This is a genomic window from Maridesulfovibrio zosterae DSM 11974, assembly GCF_000425265.1.
GTDB classification, from domain to species: domain Bacteria; phylum Desulfobacterota; class Desulfovibrionia; order Desulfovibrionales; family Desulfovibrionaceae; genus Maridesulfovibrio; species Maridesulfovibrio zosterae.
In genome coordinates this window covers 1-24,054 of record NZ_AUDC01000012.1, presented here as the reverse complement: position 1 = coordinate 24,054, position 24,054 = coordinate 1, and the positions used below count along the sequence as shown (strand labels likewise).

General features: G+C 37.3%; 26 protein-coding genes and 1 tRNA gene. 10 read left to right on the top strand and 17 right to left on the bottom strand.

The genetic code is table 11. The features are described 5' to 3' along the window. Window positions 1-39: 39 nt before the first annotated feature. Window positions 40-648, bottom strand: a complete 609-nt coding sequence (locus H589_RS0106930) for a TetR/AcrR family transcriptional regulator (protein ID WP_027721342.1) — start codon at window positions 646-648, stop codon at window positions 40-42. A gap of 274 nt (window positions 649-922) precedes the next feature. Here H589_RS0106930 and H589_RS0106925 point away from each other — a divergent pair. After that, window positions 923-999, top strand: a tRNA-Arg gene (locus H589_RS0106925). Between the two features lie 157 nt (window positions 1,000-1,156). Here the strand turns inward: H589_RS0106925 and H589_RS0106920 are convergent. The 3 genes from H589_RS0106920 to H589_RS0106910 are packed head-to-tail and all read right to left on the bottom strand — an operon-like array spanning window position 1,157 to window position 3,365. After that, window positions 1,157-1,885 (bottom strand): DUF5677 domain-containing protein, encoded by a 729-nt coding sequence (locus H589_RS0106920; RefSeq protein ID WP_027721341.1) that lies wholly within the window; start codon window positions 1,883-1,885, stop codon window positions 1,157-1,159. A 45-nt stretch (window positions 1,886-1,930) separates the two neighbouring features. Beyond that, window positions 1,931-2,245: a hypothetical protein gene (locus H589_RS0106915; protein ID WP_027721340.1), complete on the bottom strand. Its 315-nt coding sequence runs from the start codon at window positions 2,243-2,245 to the stop codon at window positions 1,931-1,933. A 49-nt stretch (window positions 2,246-2,294) separates the two neighbouring features. Continuing rightward, on the bottom strand, window positions 2,295-3,365 hold the full coding sequence (locus tag H589_RS0106910; RefSeq protein WP_027721339.1) for a DUF4236 domain-containing protein: 1,071 nt from the start codon (window positions 3,363-3,365) through the stop codon (window positions 2,295-2,297). 275 nt (window positions 3,366-3,640) lie between these two features. Here H589_RS0106910 and H589_RS19365 point away from each other — a divergent pair, with 275 nt between their 5' ends. Continuing rightward, window positions 3,641-3,940 carry a DUF6573 family protein gene (locus tag H589_RS19365; RefSeq protein ID WP_051249668.1) on the top strand — a complete coding sequence of 100 codons (300 nt, stop codon included), beginning with the start codon at window positions 3,641-3,643 and terminating at the stop codon, window positions 3,938-3,940. Here H589_RS19365 and H589_RS19360 read toward each other — a convergent pair. Next, window positions 3,908-4,792 carry a LysR family transcriptional regulator gene (locus H589_RS19360; protein ID WP_051249667.1) on the bottom strand — a complete coding sequence of 295 codons (885 nt, stop codon included), beginning with the start codon at window positions 4,790-4,792 and terminating at the stop codon, window positions 3,908-3,910. The two genes, H589_RS19365 and H589_RS19360, sit on opposite strands and share 33 nt — an antisense overlap. Before the next feature lie 139 nt (window positions 4,793-4,931). On the opposite strand from H589_RS19360, the gene H589_RS0106895 reads away from it, so the two are divergent. Continuing rightward, a complete protein-coding gene (locus tag H589_RS0106895) occupies window positions 4,932-5,537 on the top strand; it encodes a LysE family translocator (RefSeq protein WP_027721338.1) in 606 nt (201 codons plus the stop codon). A 298-nt stretch (window positions 5,538-5,835) separates the two neighbouring features. Then, window positions 5,836-5,994 (top strand): hypothetical protein, encoded by a 159-nt coding sequence (locus tag H589_RS21070; RefSeq protein ID WP_245577059.1) that lies wholly within the window; start codon window positions 5,836-5,838, stop codon window positions 5,992-5,994. A gap of 155 nt (window positions 5,995-6,149) precedes the next feature. On the opposite strand, the gene H589_RS0106885 is transcribed toward H589_RS21070, so the two are convergent. From H589_RS0106885 to H589_RS0106855, 7 genes are all read right to left on the bottom strand, one after another. Beyond that, on the bottom strand, window positions 6,150-6,527 hold the full coding sequence (locus H589_RS0106885; RefSeq protein WP_156891675.1) for a hypothetical protein: 378 nt from the start codon (window positions 6,525-6,527) through the stop codon (window positions 6,150-6,152). 174 nt (window positions 6,528-6,701) lie between these two features. Then, window positions 6,702-6,908, bottom strand: a complete 207-nt coding sequence (dmpI, locus tag H589_RS0106880) for a 4-oxalocrotonate tautomerase DmpI (RefSeq protein ID WP_027721336.1) — start codon at window positions 6,906-6,908, stop codon at window positions 6,702-6,704. 4 nt (window positions 6,909-6,912) lie between these two features. Then, a complete protein-coding gene (locus H589_RS0106875; RefSeq protein WP_027721335.1) occupies window positions 6,913-7,425 on the bottom strand; it encodes a P-loop nucleotide/nucleoside kinase family protein in 513 nt (170 codons plus the stop codon). Between the two features lie 20 nt (window positions 7,426-7,445). Next, window positions 7,446-7,832 (bottom strand): VOC family protein, encoded by a 387-nt coding sequence (locus H589_RS0106870; protein WP_027721334.1) that lies wholly within the window; start codon window positions 7,830-7,832, stop codon window positions 7,446-7,448. Between the two features lie 407 nt (window positions 7,833-8,239). Then, window positions 8,240-9,874: a DUF2326 domain-containing protein gene (locus H589_RS0106865; RefSeq protein ID WP_027721333.1), complete on the bottom strand. Its 1,635-nt coding sequence runs from the start codon at window positions 9,872-9,874 to the stop codon at window positions 8,240-8,242. Then, window positions 9,864-10,088: an ABC-three component system middle component 7 gene (locus tag H589_RS21230; protein WP_027721332.1), complete on the bottom strand. Its 225-nt coding sequence runs from the start codon at window positions 10,086-10,088 to the stop codon at window positions 9,864-9,866. The genes H589_RS0106865 and H589_RS21230 overlap by 11 nt, the downstream gene beginning before the upstream one ends. Next, window positions 10,085-10,840: an ABC-three component system protein gene (locus tag H589_RS0106855; protein WP_027721331.1), complete on the bottom strand. Its 756-nt coding sequence runs from the start codon at window positions 10,838-10,840 to the stop codon at window positions 10,085-10,087. Before H589_RS0106855 ends, H589_RS21230 begins: the two co-directional genes overlap by 4 nt. A gap of 267 nt (window positions 10,841-11,107) precedes the next feature. On the opposite strand from H589_RS0106855, the gene H589_RS21180 reads away from it, so the two are divergent. The 3 genes from H589_RS21180 to H589_RS20345 all read left to right on the top strand — a co-directional run bounded on the left by H589_RS21180 (window position 11,108) and on the right by H589_RS20345 (window position 14,771). Beyond that, window positions 11,108-11,710 carry a DUF6573 family protein gene (locus H589_RS21180; RefSeq protein ID WP_051249666.1) on the top strand — a complete coding sequence of 201 codons (603 nt, stop codon included), beginning with the start codon at window positions 11,108-11,110 and terminating at the stop codon, window positions 11,708-11,710. Window positions 11,711-11,845: 135 nt separating this feature from the next. Next, complete coding sequence (locus H589_RS0106845) at window positions 11,846-13,213, top strand: ABC transporter substrate-binding protein (RefSeq protein WP_027721330.1); 1,368 nt, start codon at window positions 11,846-11,848, stop codon at window positions 13,211-13,213. Beyond that, a complete protein-coding gene (locus H589_RS20345; RefSeq protein WP_051249665.1) occupies window positions 13,197-14,771 on the top strand; it encodes a GGDEF domain-containing protein in 1,575 nt (524 codons plus the stop codon). The genes H589_RS0106845 and H589_RS20345 overlap by 17 nt, the downstream gene beginning before the upstream one ends. A gap of 317 nt (window positions 14,772-15,088) precedes the next feature. On the opposite strand, the gene H589_RS0106835 is transcribed toward H589_RS20345, so the two are convergent. Both H589_RS0106835 and H589_RS0106830 read right to left on the bottom strand, forming a co-directional pair. Then, the gene (locus tag H589_RS0106835) at window positions 15,089-17,593 is read right to left on the bottom strand and encodes a DEAD/DEAH box helicase (protein WP_027721329.1); all 2,505 of its coding nucleotides are present in this window, start codon (window positions 17,591-17,593) and stop codon (window positions 15,089-15,091) included. A gap of 3 nt (window positions 17,594-17,596) precedes the next feature. Continuing rightward, window positions 17,597-18,496: a HamA C-terminal domain-containing protein gene (locus tag H589_RS0106830; RefSeq protein ID WP_027721328.1), complete on the bottom strand. Its 900-nt coding sequence runs from the start codon at window positions 18,494-18,496 to the stop codon at window positions 17,597-17,599. Window positions 18,497-18,930: 434 nt separating this feature from the next. On the opposite strand from H589_RS0106830, the gene H589_RS19345 reads away from it, so the two are divergent. Continuing rightward, the gene (locus H589_RS19345; protein ID WP_035075558.1) at window positions 18,931-19,152 is read left to right on the top strand and encodes a DUF6573 family protein; all 222 of its coding nucleotides are present in this window, start codon (window positions 18,931-18,933) and stop codon (window positions 19,150-19,152) included. Between the two features lie 225 nt (window positions 19,153-19,377). Continuing rightward, a complete protein-coding gene (locus tag H589_RS19340; protein ID WP_051249664.1) occupies window positions 19,378-20,208 on the top strand; it encodes a type 2 periplasmic-binding domain-containing protein in 831 nt (276 codons plus the stop codon). A gap of 292 nt (window positions 20,209-20,500) precedes the next feature. Here H589_RS19340 and H589_RS0106810 read toward each other — a convergent pair whose 3' ends face one another. Genes H589_RS0106810 through H589_RS0106800 form a run of 3 tightly spaced genes read right to left on the bottom strand, consistent with a single transcriptional unit; the run spans window position 20,501 to window position 23,486 of the window. After that, window positions 20,501-21,754, bottom strand: coding sequence for a hypothetical protein (locus H589_RS0106810; protein ID WP_027721327.1), 1,254 nt, complete (start codon window positions 21,752-21,754; stop codon window positions 20,501-20,503). Beyond that, the gene (locus H589_RS0106805; protein WP_027721326.1) at window positions 21,747-23,288 is read right to left on the bottom strand and encodes a hypothetical protein; all 1,542 of its coding nucleotides are present in this window, start codon (window positions 23,286-23,288) and stop codon (window positions 21,747-21,749) included. Before H589_RS0106805 ends, H589_RS0106810 begins: the two co-directional genes overlap by 8 nt. Then, entirely contained in the window at window positions 23,289-23,486 is a 198-nt protein-coding gene (locus H589_RS0106800; protein WP_027721325.1) for a hypothetical protein, read from the bottom strand. Window positions 23,487-23,557: 71 nt separating this feature from the next. Between H589_RS0106800 and H589_RS0106795 the strand changes: the two genes are divergently transcribed. After that, window positions 23,558-24,054, top strand: a 497-nt coding sequence (locus H589_RS0106795) for a helix-turn-helix domain-containing protein (RefSeq protein ID WP_027721737.1), incomplete at its 3' end; no start/stop codon positions are given.

The window sequence follows — 24,054 nt, the reverse complement described above, 5'->3', positions numbered from 1 at the left end:
GCGGAGCCTAGCAGCGTAGTGACTGATCTGAGCTGGAAATTATATTATGGCATCAACAGCCGAGTCGATTGCCTGCTTCTTCAATTTATCTATAGGGCCCCATTCAAATGAGGGGTATGTTATAAGCAGAGAGGTCAGCCCGTGCGCTGCCGCCATCACCGCATGGGCTGTAACAAGTATATCTTCATCGTCAGCTGTTTTGGGCATGCACTCTTTAACACAGTGATTAATGCGGTTATACATTGTTTTGCCTAGTGGATTATGCTGGAAGTGTGAGTTGTTATCGTTTATCAAGTCGCTCTCCATCATAAATCCTACCCTGTAGGCATTGGGATTTTCAAGGCCCATATCTACAAGAGTATATAGAATTTTCTTCAAGGCGTCTTTGGGGGAATTTGCAGCTGTGATGATACTGTTAATGGCTTGCAGAAAATCCCGGTATGTTTCCTCGGTCAGGCAGAGGAACAGTTCTTTTTTGTCCTTGAAGTGATGATATATAGTAGTAGGAGAGTAGCCTATAGTGGTGGCCAGCTTACGCATAGAGACCTGAGCATAGCCATGCTGAGCAAAAAGCTGTCTGGCTGCGTCAAGTATCAGCATACGCAATGGTTGCTGAGACATCTCTATTGTTTTAGTATTGGTTCCCATATTGTTTCTCCATAGCTTAACGCCGTTAAGTTGAGAGCTTATTTGCATGAAAGCAGCCACCTGTCAACAGAATGTAACAGTAAAATTGTATTTTACATTTGAGTATGTTTGTTTACAGGTGATAAGTATTCGAAGCTCAAAATATGCAGGTTTGGTAGGAAAAAGCCAGAAAAGTTCAAAAATTACTTGCAATCGAAATACGTGTTGTATATAAATTCTCGCCTCAGACACGCAAATAGGCTAGTATTTGGGTTGTCTGATTCAAAAAAAGCGTGGCCCCGTAGCTCAGTCGGATAGAGCACAAGATTCCTAATCTTGGTGTCACAAGTTCGATTCTTGTCGGGGTCACCATCTTGAATTATATTAAAGGGTTAACTCATATTTTGGGTTAACCCTTTTCTGCGTTTTATGGGGTTGTTTTTAGGGTGCTGCCAACCGGGGATGCCAACCTGTTTGAATGAGATTGATTGTGATAATTGATATCGTGATAAAGTCTGTTTAAATAGCTCTATTTGTGTGGAAGTTGAGATTCGAGTTCTTTTACTGCATCAAAAAAATCAGTAAAACAAGGTAAAGTCATATCTAGAAATGATGTGAGCATTTTTAAGTACCCTCTGTACTCTTCATCTGTTGAAGAGTACCACTCTAAAGAAACTGCGTCATCTAGAGAAATACTATGACGATCTTCGAGGGATAGTGAGCTTGTGTGAATATCACTTGATAGAAGGGTGTAGAATAAATAATATTCAAATTCTTTTTCTGCTGATTTAAACCTTTCGTATTTGTTAAGACTGCTATAGTGTTTAGGCACTCGTTTTTCTATTTCTTCAATTTTTTTATTAACGATTTTCAGGTTATCTTGAGACTCTGGTAATAGCTCTTTTGCGAAAACACTTTTTAATGGTCCTGTCATTTTTTGTAAATATCTGCGTTTCTCTTTGTACGCATCAAGCATACATGTTGAGTCATCACAGTCTCTAATTATAAGTGTACAGTTGATAGCAGACTCAAGAATAGTTCGTAAAATTAATGGAACACATATGAACTGTTTACAATTAATACAAAGAAGAGCTGCTTTAGCGTTTTGTAATATACTTGCTAAATGACTCCATACAAGTGCGGTCTTGGGGGAATGGGGCGATTTTCTTGTTTGTTCTAAGTCTTCAGTCATTTCATCAATGTCATTTTTTAACATCTTGAATAGTGTCTGATTACTTAGTTTTTGTGGCTGTTCCATTTTATTCTCTTCATTTGTAAGTATTGAATTGGTTTTGGTTAATATTTATTTACATTTTTCAAGTCCTTTTTGAATTAAATCTGAAAGTAATAATGGATTGATATGGTCTCTGCCAATTTTAAAATCTTTACCGTCTGCACCTTGCAAAGGGTAGCCTGATAATTTGTTTTGCTGCACCCATTTAATTGCTTGCCCATTCAGTGCGTATGAGCCATGTGTAGTGTTTATCCACACAATTTTTTTGTTCCCATTAGTCTTACAGTTTAATCCCGCGTAAGGGAATTTGGAATTTTCAGCATGTGCATATTGTGACATTAAGGCTGCTATTAACATAATCAACATTGTACCTAGAATTTTCATTTTTAGTCTCTTCCTTAACTCTGTTGTTGATAATTAGTATTTAGATAATTTATATTATTTTATTCAATATAGTTACAAAGTCTTGAGCAGCACTTCTTTTCGAAGTCAGCATGTAAATATTAATCTGATATGATGACTTGATCTTGATTTCTCCGTATTCGCATACGTACATTTCATAGTTGTCTTTGAACCTTTTATCTGGCCCTCCTTTTTTGTTTGGATATCTCCATGTGGTATCAACTATTTTAGTGTCACTAGGTGCATATTCTTCAATATAATTAGTATAGTCGTAAATAATATTTATTTTATCGTATGAGATGAATGCATATCCGCTGTTGTCGCAGAATAATAACCCGTCAGGCATAAAATATAACTGCTGCTTTGTCAGTGCAACAGCAGGTGTTTTTATGTTAGTATTCAGCCATTTTGGCTTACCTTCACCTGCTGATATTTTTGATCTATTCTTAATATTGCTTGCCCCAGAGTGTCTTTTTTTCTCGTGATCGTCTGTCAAAGATGTTGATTCATGAACTTCCCAGAGTCCAGAACACGAAGCTAAGTGGTTAAATGCTGAGATAATATTTTTATACTTCTCCTCTCCGCCTTCTTCGAAAGAGTACTCAAGGTTTACTGTTTTATTTTTTCTTACAAATACTGAGATGATCGGAATAATGACGATGCTAGCTACTGCTGCTGCTATTCCAAATGTCTTGTTAATATTGGCTAAGTACAAGCATATAGGGATCATTGCTATTGCTAACCCGTAGTCAAGTCGGAAAATAGATTCAGATTTATTTAATTTGGCAATTAATTCATCTTTTGAGTCTGAAATGATATCTTTTGCATTCTCAGATTTGAATACGGTAGTATTTTCATTGGGTACTTGCGCTACTGTCTGGGGCTCTACATAATTTTCATTGGTTTCATTTTGTCTTTGATTCGTTTTTCCCAATTCTTTTCGGTAGTATAATCCATGACGTCCTGCATGCACATAGTTTGACCCATCAGGTCGGATTCCAACTCTAAAGCCTTTAACTCCAGCTGATATACCTACTCCACTTTTGGAAAGGTTGAATCTTACTGGGCCGACTTTTATTGATTTTCGCAGGTACATTGACATGTTTTTCCCATATCCTCGAAGGTATCAGTGTGTTTACGTGGTCTTATTAATCATAAGATAAGAGTCCTATATCGCATAAAGAGGGATGAATAAAGTTTTTGAGGTAGAGCATGTAAAATTCGGTCAACCGAAGAAGCCACAAAAACACCCATCATCACCTGATCCACAGAATCACCCCAAATAATCACCAGCCCCCAGTGACCAAATCAAACCAATAAGGATAACCTTCAATTTTCAGAGTTATTTAACAATATGAAATTGAAGGAGATTTATTAATGCATGGACTTGACGATTCACTGTTCAACGTAATCTTTTCCTATACCAGAAAGCAGGCAATCGAAGACGGAAATTTAATCGATATAACCGAACAAGCGAAGGAAACCGGATTCAAGGTTCCAGTGGCTGTTCCGCCGAATCTTTACGAAAGATACATCACTCCACCGAAAGGATTTGAAGGCGAAGGGCAGAGCACTACTGGTCGGCTCCAAGACCCATTTTGTTATGGCGATGCAATGGACCTTTTTGATGGAAGTGCAAAAAGGCTAGTTTTCTTTTTCCCATACTTCATTAATTAAATTCAAAAGAATTGAAATCTTATTGTCCATTTTGCGGCGTTTAAGACAGATAATATAAAGTTTAAGTTTTTTATTCAACTTCGTAATTGGAAAGATTTTATACTGTTGTTTTACGTTTTCTATTTTGCTTACCGGCATTACAGACAGGCCAACTCCGTCTGAAACTAGTTTCAGAATTGCTGCTTCCTGATCCACAACAATCGCTTTGAGAGGTTCTTTTCCGATGCTTTCAAAAAAATTGGTAAGAATCATATTTATGGGGCAGTGCTCACTTGTCCAGATCCACGGAAATGTAGCAAGATCTTTTTCAGTTTTGCCTTCTAAACGGCTACGCCACTTCTCTGGCCCAACAATGGCCAAATCTATTTCTCCAAGAAGTTGTACCTCTATTTTGTTATCATGGGGAATACTGTAGGAGAATCCTAAATCAATTTTTCCAGTATTCAATTTTTCAACAGCATCCCAGCTCATCGACTCTTGCACGGTTAATAAAATATCAGGGTGTTGCTCTTTCAATCTTGTATATAGTTTTTCCAAGCGCAGAAGTAATGGATCAGTGTTAACTCCAAGGATTATCTCACCATAGGCTCCTCCTCTCAATTTTTCAGCTTCGGTATTGAAGTCCTTCATTCCACTCAGTACAATATCGGCCTTTATTTTAAGTTTTTGACCTTCCTCTGTAAGCTTCATCCCTTTTGGCGTTCTTTGAAAAAGAGAAAATCCCAATTTCTCCTCTAAAGATTTAAGTTGGACACTAATCGCAGGCTGAGTCAAATTTAAACGAGCTGCAGCCCTAGTCATATTTCCTTCTTCTGCCACTACGGCAAATGAAACAAGTTGGTATAATTCCATTTGTATCCTGTAAAAACGTCTATGCCGGATGTCTATAAAAAATGTTTATGAGCTCCATTAAACCATTTAATTGGACCTAAAAAAAACTCACTTGTACTCTTAACCAATATTCACTTAACAATCTCAAAAAGGACGGAACATGTATACACAAATTGCAGCAATGTGCATTTTTGCACTTTCAATGTCTATTACTCCAGGTCCGGTAAATATGGTTATTGTCGCTTCGGGAGCAAATCACGGATTGAGAAAAACATTACCTTTCGTCTCAGGTGCGACTATCGGTTTTATTATGTTGTTAATTGTTCTTGGCCTTGGGCTTATGCAAATTGTAACCGCCCATCCTACACTTCTGAAATATCTTGCGATCGCAGGCTCTTTATTTATTATCTATTTAGGATACAAGATAGGATCAGCACGATCTGATATCTCAATAGAAGAGGGCAGTTGCCCAAGTTTTAAGCAAGGTTTACTTATGCAGTGGCTCAATCCGAAAGCATGGATCGCATGCATAGCCGGTTTATCAATGTTTATGGATGATAAGTCGCTTGATCCACTGTTAATTTTCTCAAGTCTTTATTTTGTGATATGTTATCTGTCTCTTTTTATGTGGGCATTAATGGGTAGCAAGGTTGGTTTATTGCTAAACACTCCTAGAAGAATACGGCTGTTCAATGTGTCTTTAGGAAGTCTTCTATGCGCATGCGCATGTTATCTTCTTTTTGATTCTCTTCATGCAGCAATTTAAAATATGATTTGCTCACGTAGCGTGAGGATATCTTGAATAGAATTAATGGTTAACTTATTTTTTGAGTTGACCATTTTTTGCATTTTTATGAGTATTATTGGGGTGTTGAACAGTTGTTTTTTGAAATATACCTTCTCAAATCAACAGAATCATACCTGCATCACAAATTTCTTGGTCTCAGAATCATCCCAAAAAATCAATCCCACCAAATATAAAAAAATAAGTTTGGCGTGACCAACTCCCCCACCACAGGATAATCTCCAAATTTAACAACATACTAAATTTGAAGGAGATTCTGATGGTTAAAAATAGCGATCCACTGTTTAATCTTATCTACGCATATACACGGAAACAAGCTGTCGAAGATGGCAATCTGATTGATCTTGCAGCACAAGGAAAGGTGAAGGGCAGAGCACTACAGGACGACTTCGTGATCTGTTTACCATGTGTATGCTAGCAATTCAGAAACGACTGAATGAAAGTAGAGTTAACTTCAAAGTTCTATTCTTGATGAAGTCACAGCCGAGGTCCCTAGAAGAAATAGAGGTAGTCTGACAGATCGGGCCTGATGATGATATGAAACCCTGTATCACTTTAGGGACTATTGAGAAATCATACGGGTAATGGCGTAGAGTTGACGGATGGTTTCACTTCCATATTCAGTATTTGGTTATCCTCGAATTCGTATTCTTTAGATAGTTTCAGGCTGCGCCCGTCCTTCAGTTTCACCAGAAAGGTTTCCACGTAATTCGAAGGATCAGGAATTTCACTTGTTATTGAGATCGTTCTGGTTGCAGGGGAGTAAGTGATTTGCTGGAATTCTTTTCCTGTACTGATTTTGATTTCGTTGTCATTGAGGAGTACCGGTATGGTTTGGGATTCAGCTGCGGTTGTTACTGCTAACTCTAGAAACTGTTCTCTGGTCGTGTTATGGATTATTTCATCGATGGTTGTTGCTCCTGCGGTGATGGCTATAAGGATACAACTCAAGACTAATGCTATTAGAATTATCGATTTTATGATTTTCATTTGATTTCTCCTGTTACGGTGAAGTTCGGTTGACCGAAGATTTCGGTGGAGTGGGATACCAAGAAAAAGACCCCGTACCGGAGTACGAGGTCTATGTGTGTATCTCTTTTAATATCAAAGAGATATGTGGCTTAATTAGTTTTTTGCCATATAGCGTGATTTGATTTCCTTTACTGTTTCTCCTCCAATGCCAATGCTTGTTTCTGGATAGTCCTGAACAAGAACTGTGAAAAATTGTTCCGGTGTTTTGGTGACTTCACTTGCGATTGCAGTAAGCTTTTCTATTAATTCCTGTTTTGCTTCATCATTCAATTCTGTTCCTGCGTAAGTTATTACTGGCATTTTATTACTCCCATTTTTTGATTAGCGATATTAGTTGTTGAAAACTGGCTTCAGGGCTTCGTCCTGCTGTATCAAGAACGATTCTATCAGATTTCCATGGGTGGTATTCGCGGTGTTGAACTTGTTCCCACGTAGGTAGTCTTAAACCTGTTATGCTGGAAGTTCGAGTCTCAACCCTTTTTTGATGTTCTGCTTTATCGGAACAAATAACTTCGATATCGATGGTCCTTGCACCGGATTTTTGTGCAACTTCGCGCCATTCAGTTCGAGTTAACTCAATTGGGTTACAGGAATCAGAAACAACACTCCTACCACAGCCAAGGTTGTCTGCAGCCATTCGATAAGCAAGGCGATAACCTTCTCCTTCGACCTTGCAGTTGCATAAGTCCCGCAATGCTTGTTCTATGGTGTCAATCCTGAGGTATATACTGTTCAATTCAGTACTTAACCTTTGAGCAAGAGTACTTTTTCCTGACCCCGGTAGGCCTGAAAAAATATATAAAGTGGGCAAATTCATTGTCTACGAATCGTATGATTCTATGCGCCAGCAACGGGAGAGCATATTTCGATTAAGAAACCATTGTTGTCAGCAACATAAGCTATTGTTTGTCCCCAAGGTTGTTGTTGAGGTTCTTGGATGATTTTTGCTCCGGCTGAACGTGCCTTTTCAAGTGCTTCTGCTACATTTTCAGTTTCAAAAGCGATCTCAAACACTGGAGCTGATGGATTGGGGGTGTCTGACGATTTACCTAGCTGATTCATGAGTTTGTGTGAAGAAAATGCCAGAGTGGTTCCACCAGTGTCTAATTCACCATATTCACCTGATTCGTGGATCATCTTGCGGTTAAAACCAAAAACATCTTCATAGAAAATAATGGTGCTGGTGACATCTTCAACGTAGAGAATGGTGTACTTGAAATGCATGTTAACTCCAGGTATTGTTGAGTTTCTTGTATATTGATTCAGGGCGACTGTATTTGTCAGATAAGAGGCTTATATCTATTTTTATTCCATGTTACAATCTGTTGGTATCTCCCAGAAAAAAGTACATTCATGTCAACCGGATGCCAATCTGAGTCAAAATAAATGAGTATTTACTTACAATTATATACAAAACAAGTTGAATTAATTCAGCTATTTATATACAACAAACAGGATTCCTAATCTTGGTGCCACAGGTTCGATTCCTGTCGGGGTCACCATCTTGAATTATATTAAAGGGTTGACCCTTTTCTGCGTTTTACGGGGTTGTTTTCGGGGTGCTGCCAACCGGATATGCCAACCTGTTTGTTTGAGAATGATTGTGATAATTAATATCGTGATGGTTTTGATTATTCATGCTGTTGGTTTATCTCTGTAGCGTTTTTGCTCCAGTTTTTGATGTAGAGAACTTTATTTTTATTCAGTTTTAAAAAAGAGTTATCTTGTAGAAGTTTTGACGTTTCTTCGCCGTATTTATTAATTTCATCAATAGCTATAAATGATTGTTTGGTATTGTTGTTGTAAACTGATATTGTTTTAGAAACGTCGTTATTGTTGATGTTTTTGAAGAGAACAGAGTCATGGATGATGAATGGTAAGTCGGTTAGTTCAAATAAGGCTAAATCTAAAAGAAGTAGTATTGAATAGGCTGTCCCGGTTCCAGTATCATCTGCAAGCTCATATTTATAACTCATTCCGGAAAAAGAAATAATTGGACTTCTATCGGAATTGAAAATTTCTTGCGATAATTTTTTAATCTTAATATTTATTATTTCAGCTATTTCTGTTAAAAGCTCTTCTCGTTTCGTTTTGTGTTCAGTTTTAAGAATTTTGACCTCTTCTGTTACTTTTGCTTGTTCATGATAAAATTGAATTTGTTCATCAAGTTTAGTTTCTTTTTTGGTTAATTCATAAATTCTATTTACAATAGAACTTGGTGTTTTGATTTTTGTGAGTTTTGAATTAATTTTTATATCGATTTGATCAATTTGATCTGTTATTTCGATTAGGTATGAGGTTATTTCATTCTTATTGTTTGTTAGCTCTGACTCTATTATTTTAGTTATATTTTGGTGAAAGTGTTCAACATCGTCAATTTTTTTTAACGAAATTGTCGGAAAGTATTGTTGTAAATTTTTTAACTCTCTTGAAGAAATATTTTTATTTTTATCTAAATTAGAATTAATGCGTTTTAACTTTGTGTTCAGCTCTAACTTTATTCTTAGTAGAGAGTCTTTTTGTCCTGTTAGTTCTAAAATTTCTTCATTGACTATTTCTTGAATGTTGTTGACGTGCAGTGACAATTTATTGGCAATGTCATTTAGTTCATTTCGTACATCTAATATCTGTGTTTCATTATTTTTTAGTTCTTTTTTTGTTATCTTATGTACAATATTTTCATCTTGTATGATTTTTAATGCTGTTTTTCTTTTTTCTTTTGCTGAAAGTGCTGTGCTTATTTCATCAAGTCCTTTGTGTTTGATAAAGAGCCTTAACAAATAGTTTTGACTTTTACTTTCTGATTGTTCTTTATACGATGCAAGTGCTTTGTGAACATCTAAATTATCTTTGCCCCAAATTCTTGAGACCAATGAGACTATTTCTCTAAAAGTCATATTTATGTTTTCTAGTCTGTAGAGCGTAATTAAGATATTAGTGTATTCCTTGTTCTCTAATGTCTCTATCTTCTCGCGGTTTTTGTTGCATTTATATACTAGTTTAGGTTCAGATGTGTCTTTACAAAAATAGTAATCTTCATCATCAAAGTGAAAAGTAAAATAGTATGTATGATGACCCAATTCTTTTATTGTATCAGTGTTTGTTTTGAAAAAGGTCTTTCCACCAAAGATCAAATCCAAAATCATTAACATTGTGGATTTGCCTATAGAGTTACTTGCTTCTTGGTCTCCAAGAACTACATTTAATCCTGAATTAAAAAAAATGTTTTTCTCATTAAATTTGTCACAATATATTTCAGTCAACATATTTAATTGTTCCTAGTTTTTGGTCAAAATCGATAATATTTAAAGCAAATAGCATGTCTAGAGCGTAAATATACTCTGCTGCATCCGCAAAGTGGTTTTTGTGTTTTTGGTACAATTCTAACACTGTCAGCTCAGAACCGCTTGGCAGGATAAGGACTTTTGTCTTTGGTAGTATTGAATCCTTATAACGGATGAACTTATTAGGCAAAATCATTCAAAAACCTCACAGTTTTGTATGAAAAAAGAAATTATGATTTCCGCACCTTCTATAGATTCACACTTCGTTTTAACTTTTACCCAATTTACAAGGTTTTCAAATATTTGTAGTTGGCTAAAGTTTTGTTTTTTTTGATTTAAGTAAAATACTTTGATTTGTAGCGCTATTTGTTCAGATGTTCCGGGTGACTGGTTTTCCAGAAGGCTTAAATTAGTTTTAATAAAATTAAAATATTCACATACGTTATATTTAATTTTTTTTTGGGTTGGTGCTGGTATTGATGCGTTTAATTTGCTTTCAATTGTTTTAGGGTCAAGAGCTAAATTTCCTTCTAATTCTGTGGCATCATCATATAAAGCTTGAATTATTTTTTCTAATTCTTCCTCCAAGCTATATTTCTTCCATAAAAATGATTGGTCGTCTTTTGAAAGTAGTTTCTTTTTTAGATTCAGCAGTGTTATATATTCAGAGTGAGTTCTTGGCTTGTCAAATTTGGTATGGCAATTAGGACATAAAGGAATTAAATTATCTGGCGAGTTAAGGTCCTTGCTTAGCAATTCCACATTTTGAAGAGTGATCATCTCTTCTGGTTTAGGGTTTAGTGGGTATATGTGTGCAAGCTCATACTTTTTATGATTTCTCCCTTTTTTTTGATAAAAAAGAGGCTCTTGACAAAGTGGGCAAACTCGATCGACTTGCGAAAGTAGCATGGCCTCGTCAGCATCAGATAATTTTTTTCGTTTTGACATTAACTTGCTATTATTAAGTGGGTGGTAAATTATTTGTTATTTTATTTTAAGTTATTAAATGATTGAGTGTATTAATGTAAAGATTTATTTGGGTTGTTTCTCATACGTCACCGTCATCATATTCGGTCAACCGAAAAATCCAACAATTCATTCATCATCACCTGATCCACAGAATCACCAAAAAAATCAACTTACCCCCGTGACCGACACCCACACCACAGGATAACCTCCAAATTTAACAACATACTAAATTTGAAGGAGATTCTGATGGTTAATAATAGCGATCCACTGTTTAATCTTATCTACGCATATACACGGAAACAAGCTGTCGAAGATGGCAATCTGATTGATGTTACAGCGCAAGCGAAGGAATCAGGATTCAAAGTTCCAGTCTGCGTATCATTAAATCTACACGCAAAATACATCACACCGCCCAGCGGACTTGAAGGTGAAGGGCAGAGCGTTGAAGGTCGACTGCATGATCTGTTTACCATGTGCCTGCTGGCTATGCTGGATAAACTGGACCAGAGCAGGGTGGGGAAGAAGAATTGTGGAGCAGCTATTAAGATTAAGAGGAAAATGAAAATCAGGATGAAAAAATATTGGCAATTAGAATTCTGTACTAATTTAGAAACTGTACTCAGGAGAGCCGAGGAAGAGAGCTGTTATTTATTGGCCACACTCGAAGTAAGCCCGATGAATCTTTATGGTAAATTGGGGTTGGAGGCTGTGTTTTTTGGGTGCTGCCAACCTTTGGTGTCAACCGGGGCGAATAAGTGGTATTGTGATTTTTTTGCGCCGTTGATGATGTGTTTTGCTATATTGGTCATGTTAAGTAAGAGCCTGATATTAAAGATATTAATAAATTAAGACAATAGCAAAAATCGTTGCTGCTAAATCATTGGCGTGGTACGGGATATTTAGTATGTAATTAATTATGGTTACTATGATTGATTATATATTAATTAGGCAAGACTTACTTTCTACCCTTCAAATGGAATGGATATGAAAAATATAATTTTCTTAACGTTCATATTCATACTGACTTTATTAACTGGATGTGAACAACACGGTATCGAGAAAAAAGATACTGACTCGAAATCTCATGAAAATATTGAAGCTGAAGCTGAAGCTGAAGCTGAAAAGCCAAAAGATTTGAAACAGATTATTTTGACTCTGGGCTCATGGAGAAAAGATGATGTCGAGCAGATCAATTATATTCTTAGCAAGTTCACTGACAAGTATCCGCATATCGTAATCAAATTCGATCCCACCTCCCCGTCAGATTATAACGAAGTCATCGAAGCGCAGTTGGAAAGCGGAACTGCGCCTGATCTTTTTTATCTTCGCTCTTTTTCTCACTCCAGAAAGTTATATGAAGCTGGATATTTATTTAAATTGAACTCTCTCCCGGGAATAAGGGAACAGTTTCCAGCCTCTATGCTGAAGGCTTGGTCTACCAGCGAAGGAGATATTTATGGTGTGCCTTTGATGGCTGTTTCTCATGGTATTTATTATAATAAATCTTTTTTTGAGAAAGAGAACATCCCAATTCCCCAAACATGGGAAGAATTGCTAGCCATAGCTGAACGTATAAAGAAAATGGGTATTGTTCCGTTTGCAAATACAACAGGAGACGCTTGGACCATTAATGGATTAATTCTTCAAAATGTAATCCCAAGCATTATTGGCGGTGCTGATGGAAGGCTGGCATATTATAATGGACAGAGATGCTTCAATGATGAACAGATGATTGCGTCATTTCAAGCGGTAAAGGATATCTCTGCTTATATTTCAAGTAATCATAAATTATTGAAATATGCTGATAGTTTGCAGTTGTTCGCACAAGGTAGATCACCGATGTTGTTTGGTGGCTCATGGGATATTCCTTTCTTTGAAGAACGCAATCTTGATTTTGAATGGAGTGTTTTTGTGATTCCACCACCTGCCGGAAAAGAGTGTTTTGTGACATTCCATCCAGATTCAGGGATTGGGTTAAACCGTTCATCTCCTTATATTGAGGAGGCAAAATTGTTTTTACAATGGATGACGACTGCTGATTTTGCCTCTTTAGTTGTGGAACAGCTTCCCGGCTACTTTCCAATGCAAAATGACGTTATTTCCACAAAGAACAAATATGCAGCGCTTTTTTTAAGTTTTAATGATAAGTACAAAACTGATATGCGTTTTGTCTGGGGAAAGATTCGTGACGGTTCGCCTAGTGCCTATGAGTTAAGTCTCCAAAGTTGTATAGATATCATGAATGGCGTAATGACTCCGGTTCAGGCAGCCGACAATCTTCAACGCGGGTTATCTCAATGGTATACACCAGCTACCCAATGCTCTGATAATCAAAATGGTTCTACTCAATAAACGAAAAATTATTTTAAAGATATTCTTCGGCTACTTCCTTGCTCTTTGTTTAATGGTTGGAGCCGTGTCCTTTTCATATACTCGTCTGAATATAATTAAGGAAACTGTAGACAACCTAACTAATAATTTGGCTGAAACACGGTCCTTAGCTCAAGGTGTTACAGCAAAAATACGCTTGGTCCGTTTTTACGCCGAGCGTTATCGACGTTTTTACCATCAGGAGGATTTGGATCATTTTAATGATGAGATTGTCGATTTAAAGAAAGGTCTTAATGAGCTTATCTCTCAGACTGATAATCGAAAGTTGCTGAGCATGGTTCAAGGCATCCAGCGCGAAGTACACCTGTATGATATCCAGTTTGAAAATATCACAAAGCAGATTATGCTTAAGCAGATGTTGCTTTCCACTGTGTTTTTGAAACAAGAATTATTGATCGAAAATCAGCTTTCCGCCATCAGGATTAACATCGGAATTGTGCAGGAACCGGATATCTTCTTTTCATTTGGTAATGCTCGGAATGCATTCCAACTCATGCGGTTATATCAGTCAAAATATCTTCATGAAGATGATGAAAAGTACTATGTCATGTTCAAGAATAATTACAGGTATGCGTGCAAAGCGTTTTTGGAGTTGAAAGCTGCTCTTGAGTCCGTTACTGACAATTCCCATATAATGGTCAACGTTGATAAAGCAAATGAAGAGCTTAAAGCATACTATGAGATTTTTTTGAAAATTCGTTCTGCAAGTATTGATATTAATGGATTATCTAAAAAACTGGACCAACATGAACATGCCGTGACACAAATCTCTTCTGAGATCGCATCACGAATCGAAGACGAGTACAAGTCCCAGAATATAATTACGCACGACTTGGTCCATAGGGCTCAGGTAGAAATGGTGGGAGTTGTCATTCTTGCTATATCACTCAGCCTAGGGCTTATCCTTGTTATTTTCCGGACAGTGACATCTCCGCTATTCCGGGAGATGAGAAGGGAAGCAGAAGAGCTGAAGATTGCTAAAAACAATGCAGAAACAGCTCTTGCTCAGCTTTCAGAAGCAAAACAAAAAGTAGACTTCCTTGCTATTACCGATACATTAACTGGCTTGAATAACCGATTGAAATTGGATGACGAACTTAACAATCAATTCCAACGGGCTCAACGCTATGGAAATTCATTCTCCGTCATTTTGCTTGATCTTGATAAATTTAAAAGTGTTAATGATATCTTTGGGCATTATGTTGGTGATCAGGTTTTGAAGGAATCGTCAAGCATTCTCCTTGGTCATACCCGAAAAACAGATATCGTGGGCCGATGGGGGGGAGAGGAGTTTCTTGTTGTGTGTCCGGAAACCGATATGAAAGGAGCGTTTCAACTGGCTGAAAATCTGCGGCATGCGTTTGAAGACCGAGATTTTACCGATATCGGTAAACAGACATGCAGTTTTGGAGTTGCCAGTTATCGGGAGGGGGATGAAATTCAAACCATGATGGAACGGGCTGATAAAGCACTATACCAAGCCAAAGAAAAAGGGCGGAATTGTGTTGAAGCATACTGAGTGGGTCAGCTGCATATATACTTCCAATCAACCGACTGCGATTAACAAGCAGGACTCGTAATCCTGATGCCGCAGGTTCGATAAATCCGCAGGACAGCGGATTTGGACGTTGGTTCTTTACCAACGCCCCGAAGGGGTGAGCCCCAGTACGGGGCGAATCAATCCTGTCGGGGTCACCATCTAGTACAAAACTAGTATAATATTAAAGGGCTAACTCATTTTCAGAGTTAGCCCTTTTTTGCGTTTATTTGCGGTATTTTTTGGGGTGCTGCCAACCTTTGGTGTTAATCGGGGGTGGGTGAGTGTTCTTGTGATTGTTAATATAGAAAGCCTTTAAGCTGAACAAATTCCCAGTGTGGAATGTCTTTTTTATTTATCAGTAAAAAGTTTTTTAATTGTAAGGGGTTAAATTCATCCTTAACATCTGAAAAAAAATTGTCAGTCAGGCTGATAGCTGTGTCGCGTGGGACATTATTTTCAATCAAGAATCTAGTTACAGGACGATATGCACCACATTCGATTGCTCTTAAAAAAGGAGAGTCTCCAAATTTAATGTCATATAGAGGTTTAAGTAGTGCTGGGATATCATAAGATATTTTTGTCAATATAGTTTTAATTGTATTGTCAATTTTATCTGCGTCTGAATGATATTCTGTAGATAAAATGTTATATAGTGGTGTCTCTCTTGCCCATTCAATAGCGTTAATACTATGTACAAAAATAACATTGTCTGGTGGAAGGTCATAATAACGCTCACAATAGTGCGTGAAATTATATTTCATGAATTTTAATACATTGCATAAGTCTTTGGCTGCATTTTTATCATGTAAATTTATAGGAAGAGAAATTTTTGAAATTTTTGAGGCTATTTCCTGCAAATCTAGAGGGTCCCAATAGCGATTTTTGAGACAGATTTCAGGAGAAATTGTTAAAGAAGATAAATCTGTTACAGCTTTTGCATACGTTTCAGGATCAATTTCAATCCCAATTTGCTTAAATCTATAGGGTGCCATTTCCTTATAGCGGACAATTCCATGCCTGATATATGTTAAAAGAAAATTATGCTGAAAGTCGGTGTCTGAATATGGCTCACAATTGCGGAGACTGTTACAGATATCAATTTCTGCCAAATCAAATTTGTCGGAGTATCCAGCAGAAACTTCTTTGCTTTCGTCCTGAAGAAGATCGTATTGATCTTCCGGTTGTGAAAAAAATGTCTCATCCAGAATAAAGGTCCTACCAATAAAATCCTTAAGCAAACGTCCTGCTCGGCCCCGAAGATTTGCAAGTTCGTAGTTGGTTAATTTTGTTGCTCCATCTCTTTGAGCAATAAATAAATTGGGTGAACGAATAATTACATTTTGTGCTGGGAGATTTACTCCTTGCATTAAAGTTGTAGTGCAAACAACATTTGAAATCATTTTATCGCATACGGCAGATTCGATTGTTCTACGAACATGTAATGGCATCTGACCATGATGAAATGCGATTCCCCTACTTACCGTGTAGGCTAAGTCGTATAGTGGGTGGACAGTTTTTTTGATATAATCCACAAGGGAGTTTATATTTCCGTTTAATGGTGGATTGTCTCCAGTTGCAATGGCAATTGCAGTCTTTCTCGCTTGTTGCGCTGTCGGTGCGAAAACAATGTTTTTCGATTCTTTGCCAAGGCGGTCTAGGACTTCGTTTAAATAGCCATGGAAATTATCTGTATACCTTTTTTGGCCAAATCCTTTTACCAGTTGGTCATTTTCAATGTGTAACTCATTTGGAATATGTAGTAATTCGTGATATTGTTTGAAAATATATGATCCATTCTTTTCAGCAAATGCATACGTAACACTTGCAACAGGAGAGCTTTTTGCTTCCTGTTCATCCGCCTCAATCCCGAATAGATCAATACCAAGATGTCCTAATCCTTCGACTCTAGGTCCAGAGATGACGACATAGTCGGGATTACATGAAAATCTTATTTCAGTTATCGCATCAAATAAAATTTTTGATCTTACGTCTCCTTCATTTCCAACTCGCTCAATATTTTGAATTTCATCTACAACAAATATTCTAACCTCAGAAAAAGGAACTTCATTTTGGGCGAACGCTGCAACTGCTTTTTCTTGAGTTAAAACATAAATTGCTTTGGAAGGTTGGTGTTGGTCATTATAGGTTGTTAAAATCGGATAATCGTGCAATCCGAAGAAGTCTAATTTATCCCTAAAATCAGCAGAAACTTGAGCAACCAGACTTAATGTGGGTACAATGTAGATTACAATTCCTGATTTATTAATTAATAAGTCAATGCATTTTAGTAGAATAGCGTAAGATTTTCCTGCTGAAGTTGGTGCCGAAATACCTACAAGTTTGTACGTATCAAGGGCTTTCCAAAATTCTTTTTGGAATTCAGTCAAAACAAACTTTTGTTCACCAATTTCCACTTCACACCGAAGTTGATGGAGCATGATGGCGTGCTGGTTAATAATACTTTGTTGTGCAGAATATGTTTCACCTTCATAACCCGGATCAACCATCCCACTTGAAGGAGAAAATCCTATTCTTGAGAGGAAAAGGATTAGGGTTTCTGACAGTCCAGAGCAACTCTCGTTACAGTATGTCCATAGCAAAGCACAAATCGTTAAAACAATTTGTTTGAGTCTATCGCTATTTCTACGGGACAAGCGGTCTGCAATGGCGATTGATTTCTTGATTAGGTCATATGGGATTGGTTCAGGAGGTGAGGCTATCACTCCTAACTTATAAGCAATGGCTTTATGTTCATGTTCTAGTAGTCTGACGATGGTTTCAAATGTTTCATCTTTTGTCATAACTTACCGTCCAGAATCAAAGTCACTTAGCAGTTTGTCCAAATCCCAAATCGGGAATAAAATGTAATTCATCCGATTTAAAACCCCATGTTTAAAGCCTTCGAAAAGTTCTGCTTCGATGTTGGTGCATCTGTCTGTAATGATTTGCATGATTTCACTTTTGATTTGATCTTCAGATTCAAGTGCTAGAGATCGTGTTTCATTATACGCGATTAAGCATACAAGTTCATATCTGACGTTATTGAGTTGTCCGTCTTTATAGCTTTTTGCCACATCTTGAAGAGATTCATCTATAAAGTCATCATATGTGTATAGGTCTAGCTCTGAGTCTAGTGAATTAAAAGCATCAACAAGACTTGATAGAGAAACCTTAAAGGCAGTCGCGAATTTATATTTACTTTTATAGCATTTAGACTCGCCTAAAATTATGATGTTTTGAGTTTCATTTTTACAGTAATGTATTGCATCTGCACCAAATCTTTCATGTGAACTTGAAGTGGCTAGAGGCATCTTACGAAGCAATGGAGGAGCTTTAAAAAAATACTGAATAAAGTTGAATAATAATAGTTCTCCAAATTGTCCCTGTGGATATCCTGTTCTAAATTTTCGACGTGCTAAAGAGCTTAAATGTTCACTTGCATTGCCAAGGTCGCTGCTGTTAGCAAGTCTTTCTTGGAAGATTCTATTTTTTACTGCATTGCTATAGACCCAACTTGTAACCGTTTTTTGAAGTTCTGAAAGAAAGTCATAACGACGTTCATTTATGTCATTGAAATTAATTGCAACTCCGCAATGGTTTTTACTCGGTTGAATTGGAAATTCTTGTTGAACCCAGTAAACATGATTCATGAATGATTCTGTGTGAGATAACAGTTGTTCTATTTTATCTTCGTCTATCGGCATCTTATTTAAACCTCTTTCGGCATAAAATATTCTTTATACTCGCAATCTGTTTCTACTGAATCAAACAAATTATGACCATTGACCATTTAGCTCCACCTGCATTGCTGACTCTTCTTTAACGCAAAAAAATCAAATTATATTAGCATAGTTAACTATGTTGAGCCGTGCGATTGGATTGAATATCATAATGTGCCGACAATGACTAGAAAGTAACTGGCTCTAAATAAGGAAATGCGTATATACAATGTGTGGTGGAATTATCTTAGTAATAGGCTGTTTTGTTGGTTTACTAAACAACCCCACACATCTGATCCCCAGAATCATCAAAAAAATCAAAATATAATCAACCCACCCCAGTGACCAAATCAAACCAATCAGGATAACCTTCAATTTTCAGAGTTATTTAACAATATGAAATTGAAGGAGATTTGCTGATGGTAATTAACTGCGATCCACTGTTCAACGTAATCTTTTCCTATACCCTTAAGCAGGCACTCGAAGACGGAAATTTAATAGATGTGACCGAACAGGCCAAGGAAACCGGATTCAAGGTACCAGTGGCTGTCTCTCTGAACCTTTATGAAAGATACATCACTCCACCGAAAGGACTTGAAGGCGAAGGGCAGAGTGTTAGTGTTACTGGGCGGTTCTATTAATTTGTTTATGATGTGTTTGTTGGCGATGCAGATGTAGCTGGAAGAGAGCAGATTGTCGAGGAAGTAAGGACTTTTCAATTGAAAACTCTTTATCTAAGTAAGCGTGTTGTTATTAAGATTATAAAACTAGCTTTAAAAGTTGAGTATTAAAGTATATTGCTCTTTTGTTTGCCCATACATACCTGATGTGCTAACTTTAATACAGAACTGAAGGTGGTAATGTATATGAAACATTTTATTTTTTACATGTTCCTGTTGTTTTTTTTGATGTTCATGCCTTTGATGAGACAGATTGCCGTTGCTAGGGAGTCGTTCACAATGGCATTTGCTATGGAGCCTTCTAAGCATCCAGGCTGGAGGCTGGCTGAACTTATTTACACTGAAGCATTTCGTCGTTTAGGGAAGGAGTTTCGATATAATGTTTTTCCTGCCAAACGATCTAGCTTAATGGCTAATTCCGGCAAAGTTGACGGCGAACCTTCCAGAAATATTCAATATGGCGAGACTTATAAGAACCTTGTCCGTGTGGAAGAGCCTATTGTTGTATTCCGGGTAGTAGCTTACGCTATTGATCCGGAAATTTCTGTAAATGGGTGGGAGAGTCTGTTGAATACCCCGTATCGTGTTGATTATGTTCTGGGTTATCATATTGCTAAGGAAAAGTTACCGAAAGTTGTAAAAGCTGAAAACATATCTGTTATACCGTCGCCTTTCTTGGGATTAAGAAAACTTATAGCTAATCGGACCGACATCTTTGTGAATGACGAGATAACCATTCTAGGCATATTAAATTCTCAAGAATTTAAAAATTCAGGAATTATAAAAGCGGGTATTTTAGAACAGTCATTCACGTATCCGTACCTACATAAGAGTCATGCCAGCATTGCTCCCGAACTGGCGAAGGTCTTAAGGCAGATGAATGCTGAAGGTGAAATTAAGAAATATTTATATCAGGTTATGCATGAGTTTAGTAAAGACGGAGGTGGATGTAGCGACTTACCAGATAACGGAAGGCCGGACCAAGTTCTGCCAGAATATATTATTAATCATCCTTAGTTATACAGATGTTCTAGATTTTTTGTGTCACCTGTTTTGTTTCCAACACAACCAGCAATGCGTCCACACTACATGCTCCCCAGAATCATCAAAAAAATCAACCCACCCCCGTGCCCACATCAAACAGGATAACCTTCAATTTTCATGATTATTTAACAATATGAAATTGAAGGAGATTTGCTGATGGTGCTTTACCAGGAAATTTCAGATCAAGTCGGAACGAATATAGTGGAAGCATACTTTTTCCATATCGAAACACTGCCGATATGAAAAAAGTATGCTTAAATCTAACTTACTGCTGAATAATGACTTCTTGTCCGTTTAAGCGAATATTGCTTTCAGGAATTTTTATTCCCATTCCTTCGAGTACGTCTAGAAGTTCTCCGTATACGAAGTCGTCTGCCTGAATACCTTTGGCCAAATTTAAAATAAGGCTGCCGTCTTTTATTTCAGAATGACTGATCATGTCAGGCTTAAGATTTTTTTTAACTTTATACATTGTTCGCTTTGAATTGAGATGCACCGTTACAATAACAGGCTGTGTCTTCGGTATTTGAGTTGTAGTTATAATTCTTCGTATTTGTTCTTTGGCTTTATTCATGAGCAAGGATGCCGCATTGGAAGCTACTTCAGCTAATCCATCGCGAATAGCCACGCTAGCTTGTCCTTCAGGTACAATCACCATAAAGTCCTGACTTCCTACAGATTTAGTTTCTCCCGAATTTAGATTATATAATGAAATGGCTATATCTGCCTTCAGTTCTCGCGTAACCTGATCAAAGTATAAAGATTTAATTCTGTAATAAAGAACAATTGTAGTTTGCGCAGCAAATCTTGAGCGAACAAATTTAAGCAGGCTCTTATTTATAACAAAATCTTCGGAGTCAACATCAAAGTAAACTCCAACCAACGGGTCATCATTTGACCGTTTCATTTTCTGGAATTCTTCAAACTTATCCAGACTTGTGAGTTTAATGCCTTCCTGATTTGCTTTACTGATGATAGTATCTCTGATTGACCGCTGGTATGATGTATAGAATACCGCAAATGGTCCTAAACCTCTCAGTTTTCTAACACCTGTAGAATCTTCCGGGTTTAAAATCATTGAAATGTTGGCTTTTGTCGGAGGCTCTTCCATTATCAGAATAGTAACTTTTGTTACTCCTGTTTGTGCATCGCAACCTAGCTCTTCAAGCCTGTTGTTAAATTTTTTATCATCAATGCATACAACATACGAAGCCTCCATATAATCACCAATTTTAGAAACACTTTTGCGCGAGATGTTTCTAATTAAAAGAGCTCTGCTGTCAACTAGCTGCTTGGCGCACGCCTTTTTCACTGCTGACGGATTGATTCTTTTTAGGTAGCTGATGATAGCTTGTTTTTCAGCTAAGAGGTTAGCCTTTTTTTTATTCGCATAATTGACGTTACCTTTTATTGATACTGAAACGCCTACGTCCTCATAGGCGTTTCCGATTGAAGCAGTTAATATCAGGATGAGAACCGCACTAAGTATGGTTAATTTTTGTAAAATGTTGTTAACCATTTGTGTTGCCTCTCTGTCCCATTTCATTTTTTTCTTGGTTTTTTATAATTTCTTTGTAAGCTTCACTATTTCTGACGTTCATATCCAGAGCAAGTGCGCAACGTCCTATGCCATCAGCAAAATCCTGATTTGTATTTGCATATTTATTGAAAGCGAAGCGGTATATTTCTATAGAACGCTCAAAATCTCCAATACTTTCAAATGCTAACCCTAAATTGTATATATCATCTATATGTTTGTCCAAGTATGAGTCTGCAGAGCTTGCTAAATCTGCAGGGTCGGGCTGGACAAATGGAACTCTTTGTTCGGCTGATAGTTCGGCCTGCTCCTCAGCATATTCAGCCTTCATTTCTTTGAAGAGCATTTTTTTAGTCACTTCTTCAAAGTCTAGGGAGTCTATAAGCTCTCTAGAAAGTTCATCATCTTTATTGGTAATTTTAAGTGCTAGGTATTTAGACAACCCTTTAAAAGATTCTGTGATAAACATTGTCTGTGTTTTTTTGTCGAGACCGTGCATTTCTATATCAAATTCTTCGGAATGAGGTTGAATTAATCCCTTGAGGCGTGTGCCTATTGCGTCTGCAAGATCATTTTTCATACCAATCCTGTCAGGGATACTGTTGCATTTATTGGTTACTTTTTTGTCTAGGTAGGTCTTTCCGTAATTATCGGGATTATGATCTTTTCCAGCTGGTTGAGGCATTTCAGCTTTTTTAGATGAAGGGAAAAGTGACTTTAGGTTAATGGCAAAAATGTTTGTAATACTAGCCGCATCATCTTTAGCCGGGGGGCTTGCTGTCTTTTTGGCCGCGACGGTTTCTTCCTTAGCATTTAAAGTAACGCACCTGCCTTTATGTTTTTTATATCCGACAAGTTCAACATCTGTGGAAAAGTCACCATTACTAATGATTGCCGGTTTTTTAGCAATTTCAAAAACCTGTGCAACTTTTTCAATTTGTCCTTTGGAACTGAGTCTATAAACTGATAAACTCATCATCAAACTTGCTGTTACTGTTCTGTAATGTGATTTATAGAATTCATCTTTGACCTGAGTCGTCAGTGTTTTTCTACAATAAATTGGTTTTCCTTTATCTGTTTTGCCACATACATATTTCCGGACAACCCATTTTGATAGTGGTATTTTGGTTGGCATATAATTTTCATATTCATCAGAAATCTGCCACCATACTTTTCCGTAAAGTATACCGTTCAGACGATTTTTAGGTCTTGCACTATGATCTATTTTAACAAGATTCTTTTCCAGATCTAAATCAACTAACTGGAAATGAGGCTCACTATAGAGAGCACTTTCAACACAGCGTCGGGCGAGTTCGCAATCCCGTTTGTTTGCGGTATATTTTCCGTTTTTAAGGTTGCAAGTTATAGAGTTGAAAGGCAATACCGCAATTTTACTGACTCCTAATATTTTGATATCGCCTGGAGCAAGCAGTTTAATTTTTACCTTTGGTGTGCAGCCGGAAAACATGCATGCTAATGCAAGTAAAATTGTGAAAGCAAAGTATTTTTTACGCATCTAATTCTCCGTATAGGGTCCGATTTTGTAATTATCTATTTTGTGAGGATCTGGAACTTTAAGAGAGGCATCAACCATTTTTCTTACGCGCGAAACAGAATTACTGGCACTTTTATTTTCAGGATCAGCTATTGCAGCCATTTTATAATAATTAAGTGTATTAGTTCCGACTTGATCTGACATTTCCTCTTGAAACAAAAGAGGTTCTCCTTTTTGATGGGAATACTAACGAACCATCAAAACAGGGCACCATGCCCAAGGAGAACCACATGTCTAGTTTCAATCAAAACATCATAAAACACAAGATTGGTCTGTTAAATCTGGCTGAAGAGCTTGGTAATGTTTCGAGAGCTTGCAAGTTGATGGGCTTTTCTCGTGACACTTTTTATCGGTATCAGTCAGCCAAGGAAGAAGGCGGAGTCGAAGCTCTTTTTGATAAATCACGTCGTAAGCCAAACCTAAAAAATAGAGTTGATCAGGCTATCGAAGACGCAGTCTTTGTTTACGCAACTGACTTTCCTGCTCATGGACAAACAAGAGCCAGTAACGAGCTAAGAAAATTAGGTGTTTTTGTCTCGCCGTCCGGCATTAGATCTATTTGGCTGCGGCACGGTCTTCATAATTTCAAGCTCCGCCTGAAGGCTTTGGAAAAGATTTCAGCAGAGCAAGGAATTGTCCTTACCGAAGCGCAGGTTCAAGCTCTGGAACGGAAAAAGGATGACGACATTGCTTGCGGGGAAATCGAAACAGCCCATCCTGGCTATCT

What these genes read in the sequence shown, in the direction of transcription:
- H589_RS19360 (WP_051249667.1), bottom strand. Translation starts at nt 4,792, where the DNA reads ATGGAATTATACCAACTTGTTTCATTTGCCGTAGTGGCAGAAGAAGGA.
- H589_RS0106865 (WP_027721333.1), bottom strand. Translation starts at nt 9,874, where the DNA reads ATGTTGACTGAAATATATTGTGACAAATTTAATGAGAAAAACATTTTT.
- H589_RS0106875 (WP_027721335.1), bottom strand. Translation starts at nt 7,425, where the DNA reads ATGAATTTGCCCACTTTATATATTTTTTCAGGCCTACCGGGGTCAGGA.
- H589_RS20345 (WP_051249665.1), top strand. Translation starts at nt 13,197, where the DNA reads ATGGTTCTACTCAATAAACGAAAAATTATTTTAAAGATATTCTTCGGC.
- H589_RS21230 (WP_027721332.1), bottom strand. Translation starts at nt 10,088, where the DNA reads ATGATTTTGCCTAATAAGTTCATCCGTTATAAGGATTCAATACTACCA.
- H589_RS19345 (WP_035075558.1), top strand. Translation starts at nt 18,931, where the DNA reads ATGGTAATTAACTGCGATCCACTGTTCAACGTAATCTTTTCCTATACC.
- dmpI (WP_027721336.1), bottom strand. Translation starts at nt 6,908, where the DNA reads ATGCCAGTAATAACTTACGCAGGAACAGAATTGAATGATGAAGCAAAA.
- H589_RS0106835 (WP_027721329.1), bottom strand. Translation starts at nt 17,593, where the DNA reads ATGACAAAAGATGAAACATTTGAAACCATCGTCAGACTACTAGAACAT.
- H589_RS0106845 (WP_027721330.1), top strand. Translation starts at nt 11,846, where the DNA reads ATGAAAAATATAATTTTCTTAACGTTCATATTCATACTGACTTTATTA.
- H589_RS0106855 (WP_027721331.1), bottom strand. Translation starts at nt 10,840, where the DNA reads ATGTCAAAACGAAAAAAATTATCTGATGCTGACGAGGCCATGCTACTT.
- H589_RS0106895 (WP_027721338.1), top strand. Translation starts at nt 4,932, where the DNA reads ATGTATACACAAATTGCAGCAATGTGCATTTTTGCACTTTCAATGTCT.
- H589_RS0106915 (WP_027721340.1), bottom strand. Translation starts at nt 2,245, where the DNA reads ATGAAAATTCTAGGTACAATGTTGATTATGTTAATAGCAGCCTTAATG.
- H589_RS0106870 (WP_027721334.1), bottom strand. Translation starts at nt 7,832, where the DNA reads ATGCATTTCAAGTACACCATTCTCTACGTTGAAGATGTCACCAGCACC.
- H589_RS0106920 (WP_027721341.1), bottom strand. Translation starts at nt 1,885, where the DNA reads ATGGAACAGCCACAAAAACTAAGTAATCAGACACTATTCAAGATGTTA.
- H589_RS21070 (WP_245577059.1), top strand. Translation starts at nt 5,836, where the DNA reads ATGGTTAAAAATAGCGATCCACTGTTTAATCTTATCTACGCATATACA.
- H589_RS0106930 (WP_027721342.1), bottom strand. Translation starts at nt 648, where the DNA reads ATGGGAACCAATACTAAAACAATAGAGATGTCTCAGCAACCATTGCGT.
- H589_RS0106805 (WP_027721326.1), bottom strand. Translation starts at nt 23,288, where the DNA reads ATGCGTAAAAAATACTTTGCTTTCACAATTTTACTTGCATTAGCATGC.
- H589_RS19340 (WP_051249664.1), top strand. Translation starts at nt 19,378, where the DNA reads ATGAAACATTTTATTTTTTACATGTTCCTGTTGTTTTTTTTGATGTTC.
- H589_RS0106830 (WP_027721328.1), bottom strand. Translation starts at nt 18,496, where the DNA reads ATGCCGATAGACGAAGATAAAATAGAACAACTGTTATCTCACACAGAA.
- H589_RS0106910 (WP_027721339.1), bottom strand. Translation starts at nt 3,365, where the DNA reads ATGTCAATGTACCTGCGAAAATCAATAAAAGTCGGCCCAGTAAGATTC.
- H589_RS0106810 (WP_027721327.1), bottom strand. Translation starts at nt 21,754, where the DNA reads ATGGTTAACAACATTTTACAAAAATTAACCATACTTAGTGCGGTTCTC.
- H589_RS21180 (WP_051249666.1), top strand. Translation starts at nt 11,108, where the DNA reads ATGGTTAATAATAGCGATCCACTGTTTAATCTTATCTACGCATATACA.
- H589_RS19365 (WP_051249668.1), top strand. Translation starts at nt 3,641, where the DNA reads ATGCATGGACTTGACGATTCACTGTTCAACGTAATCTTTTCCTATACC.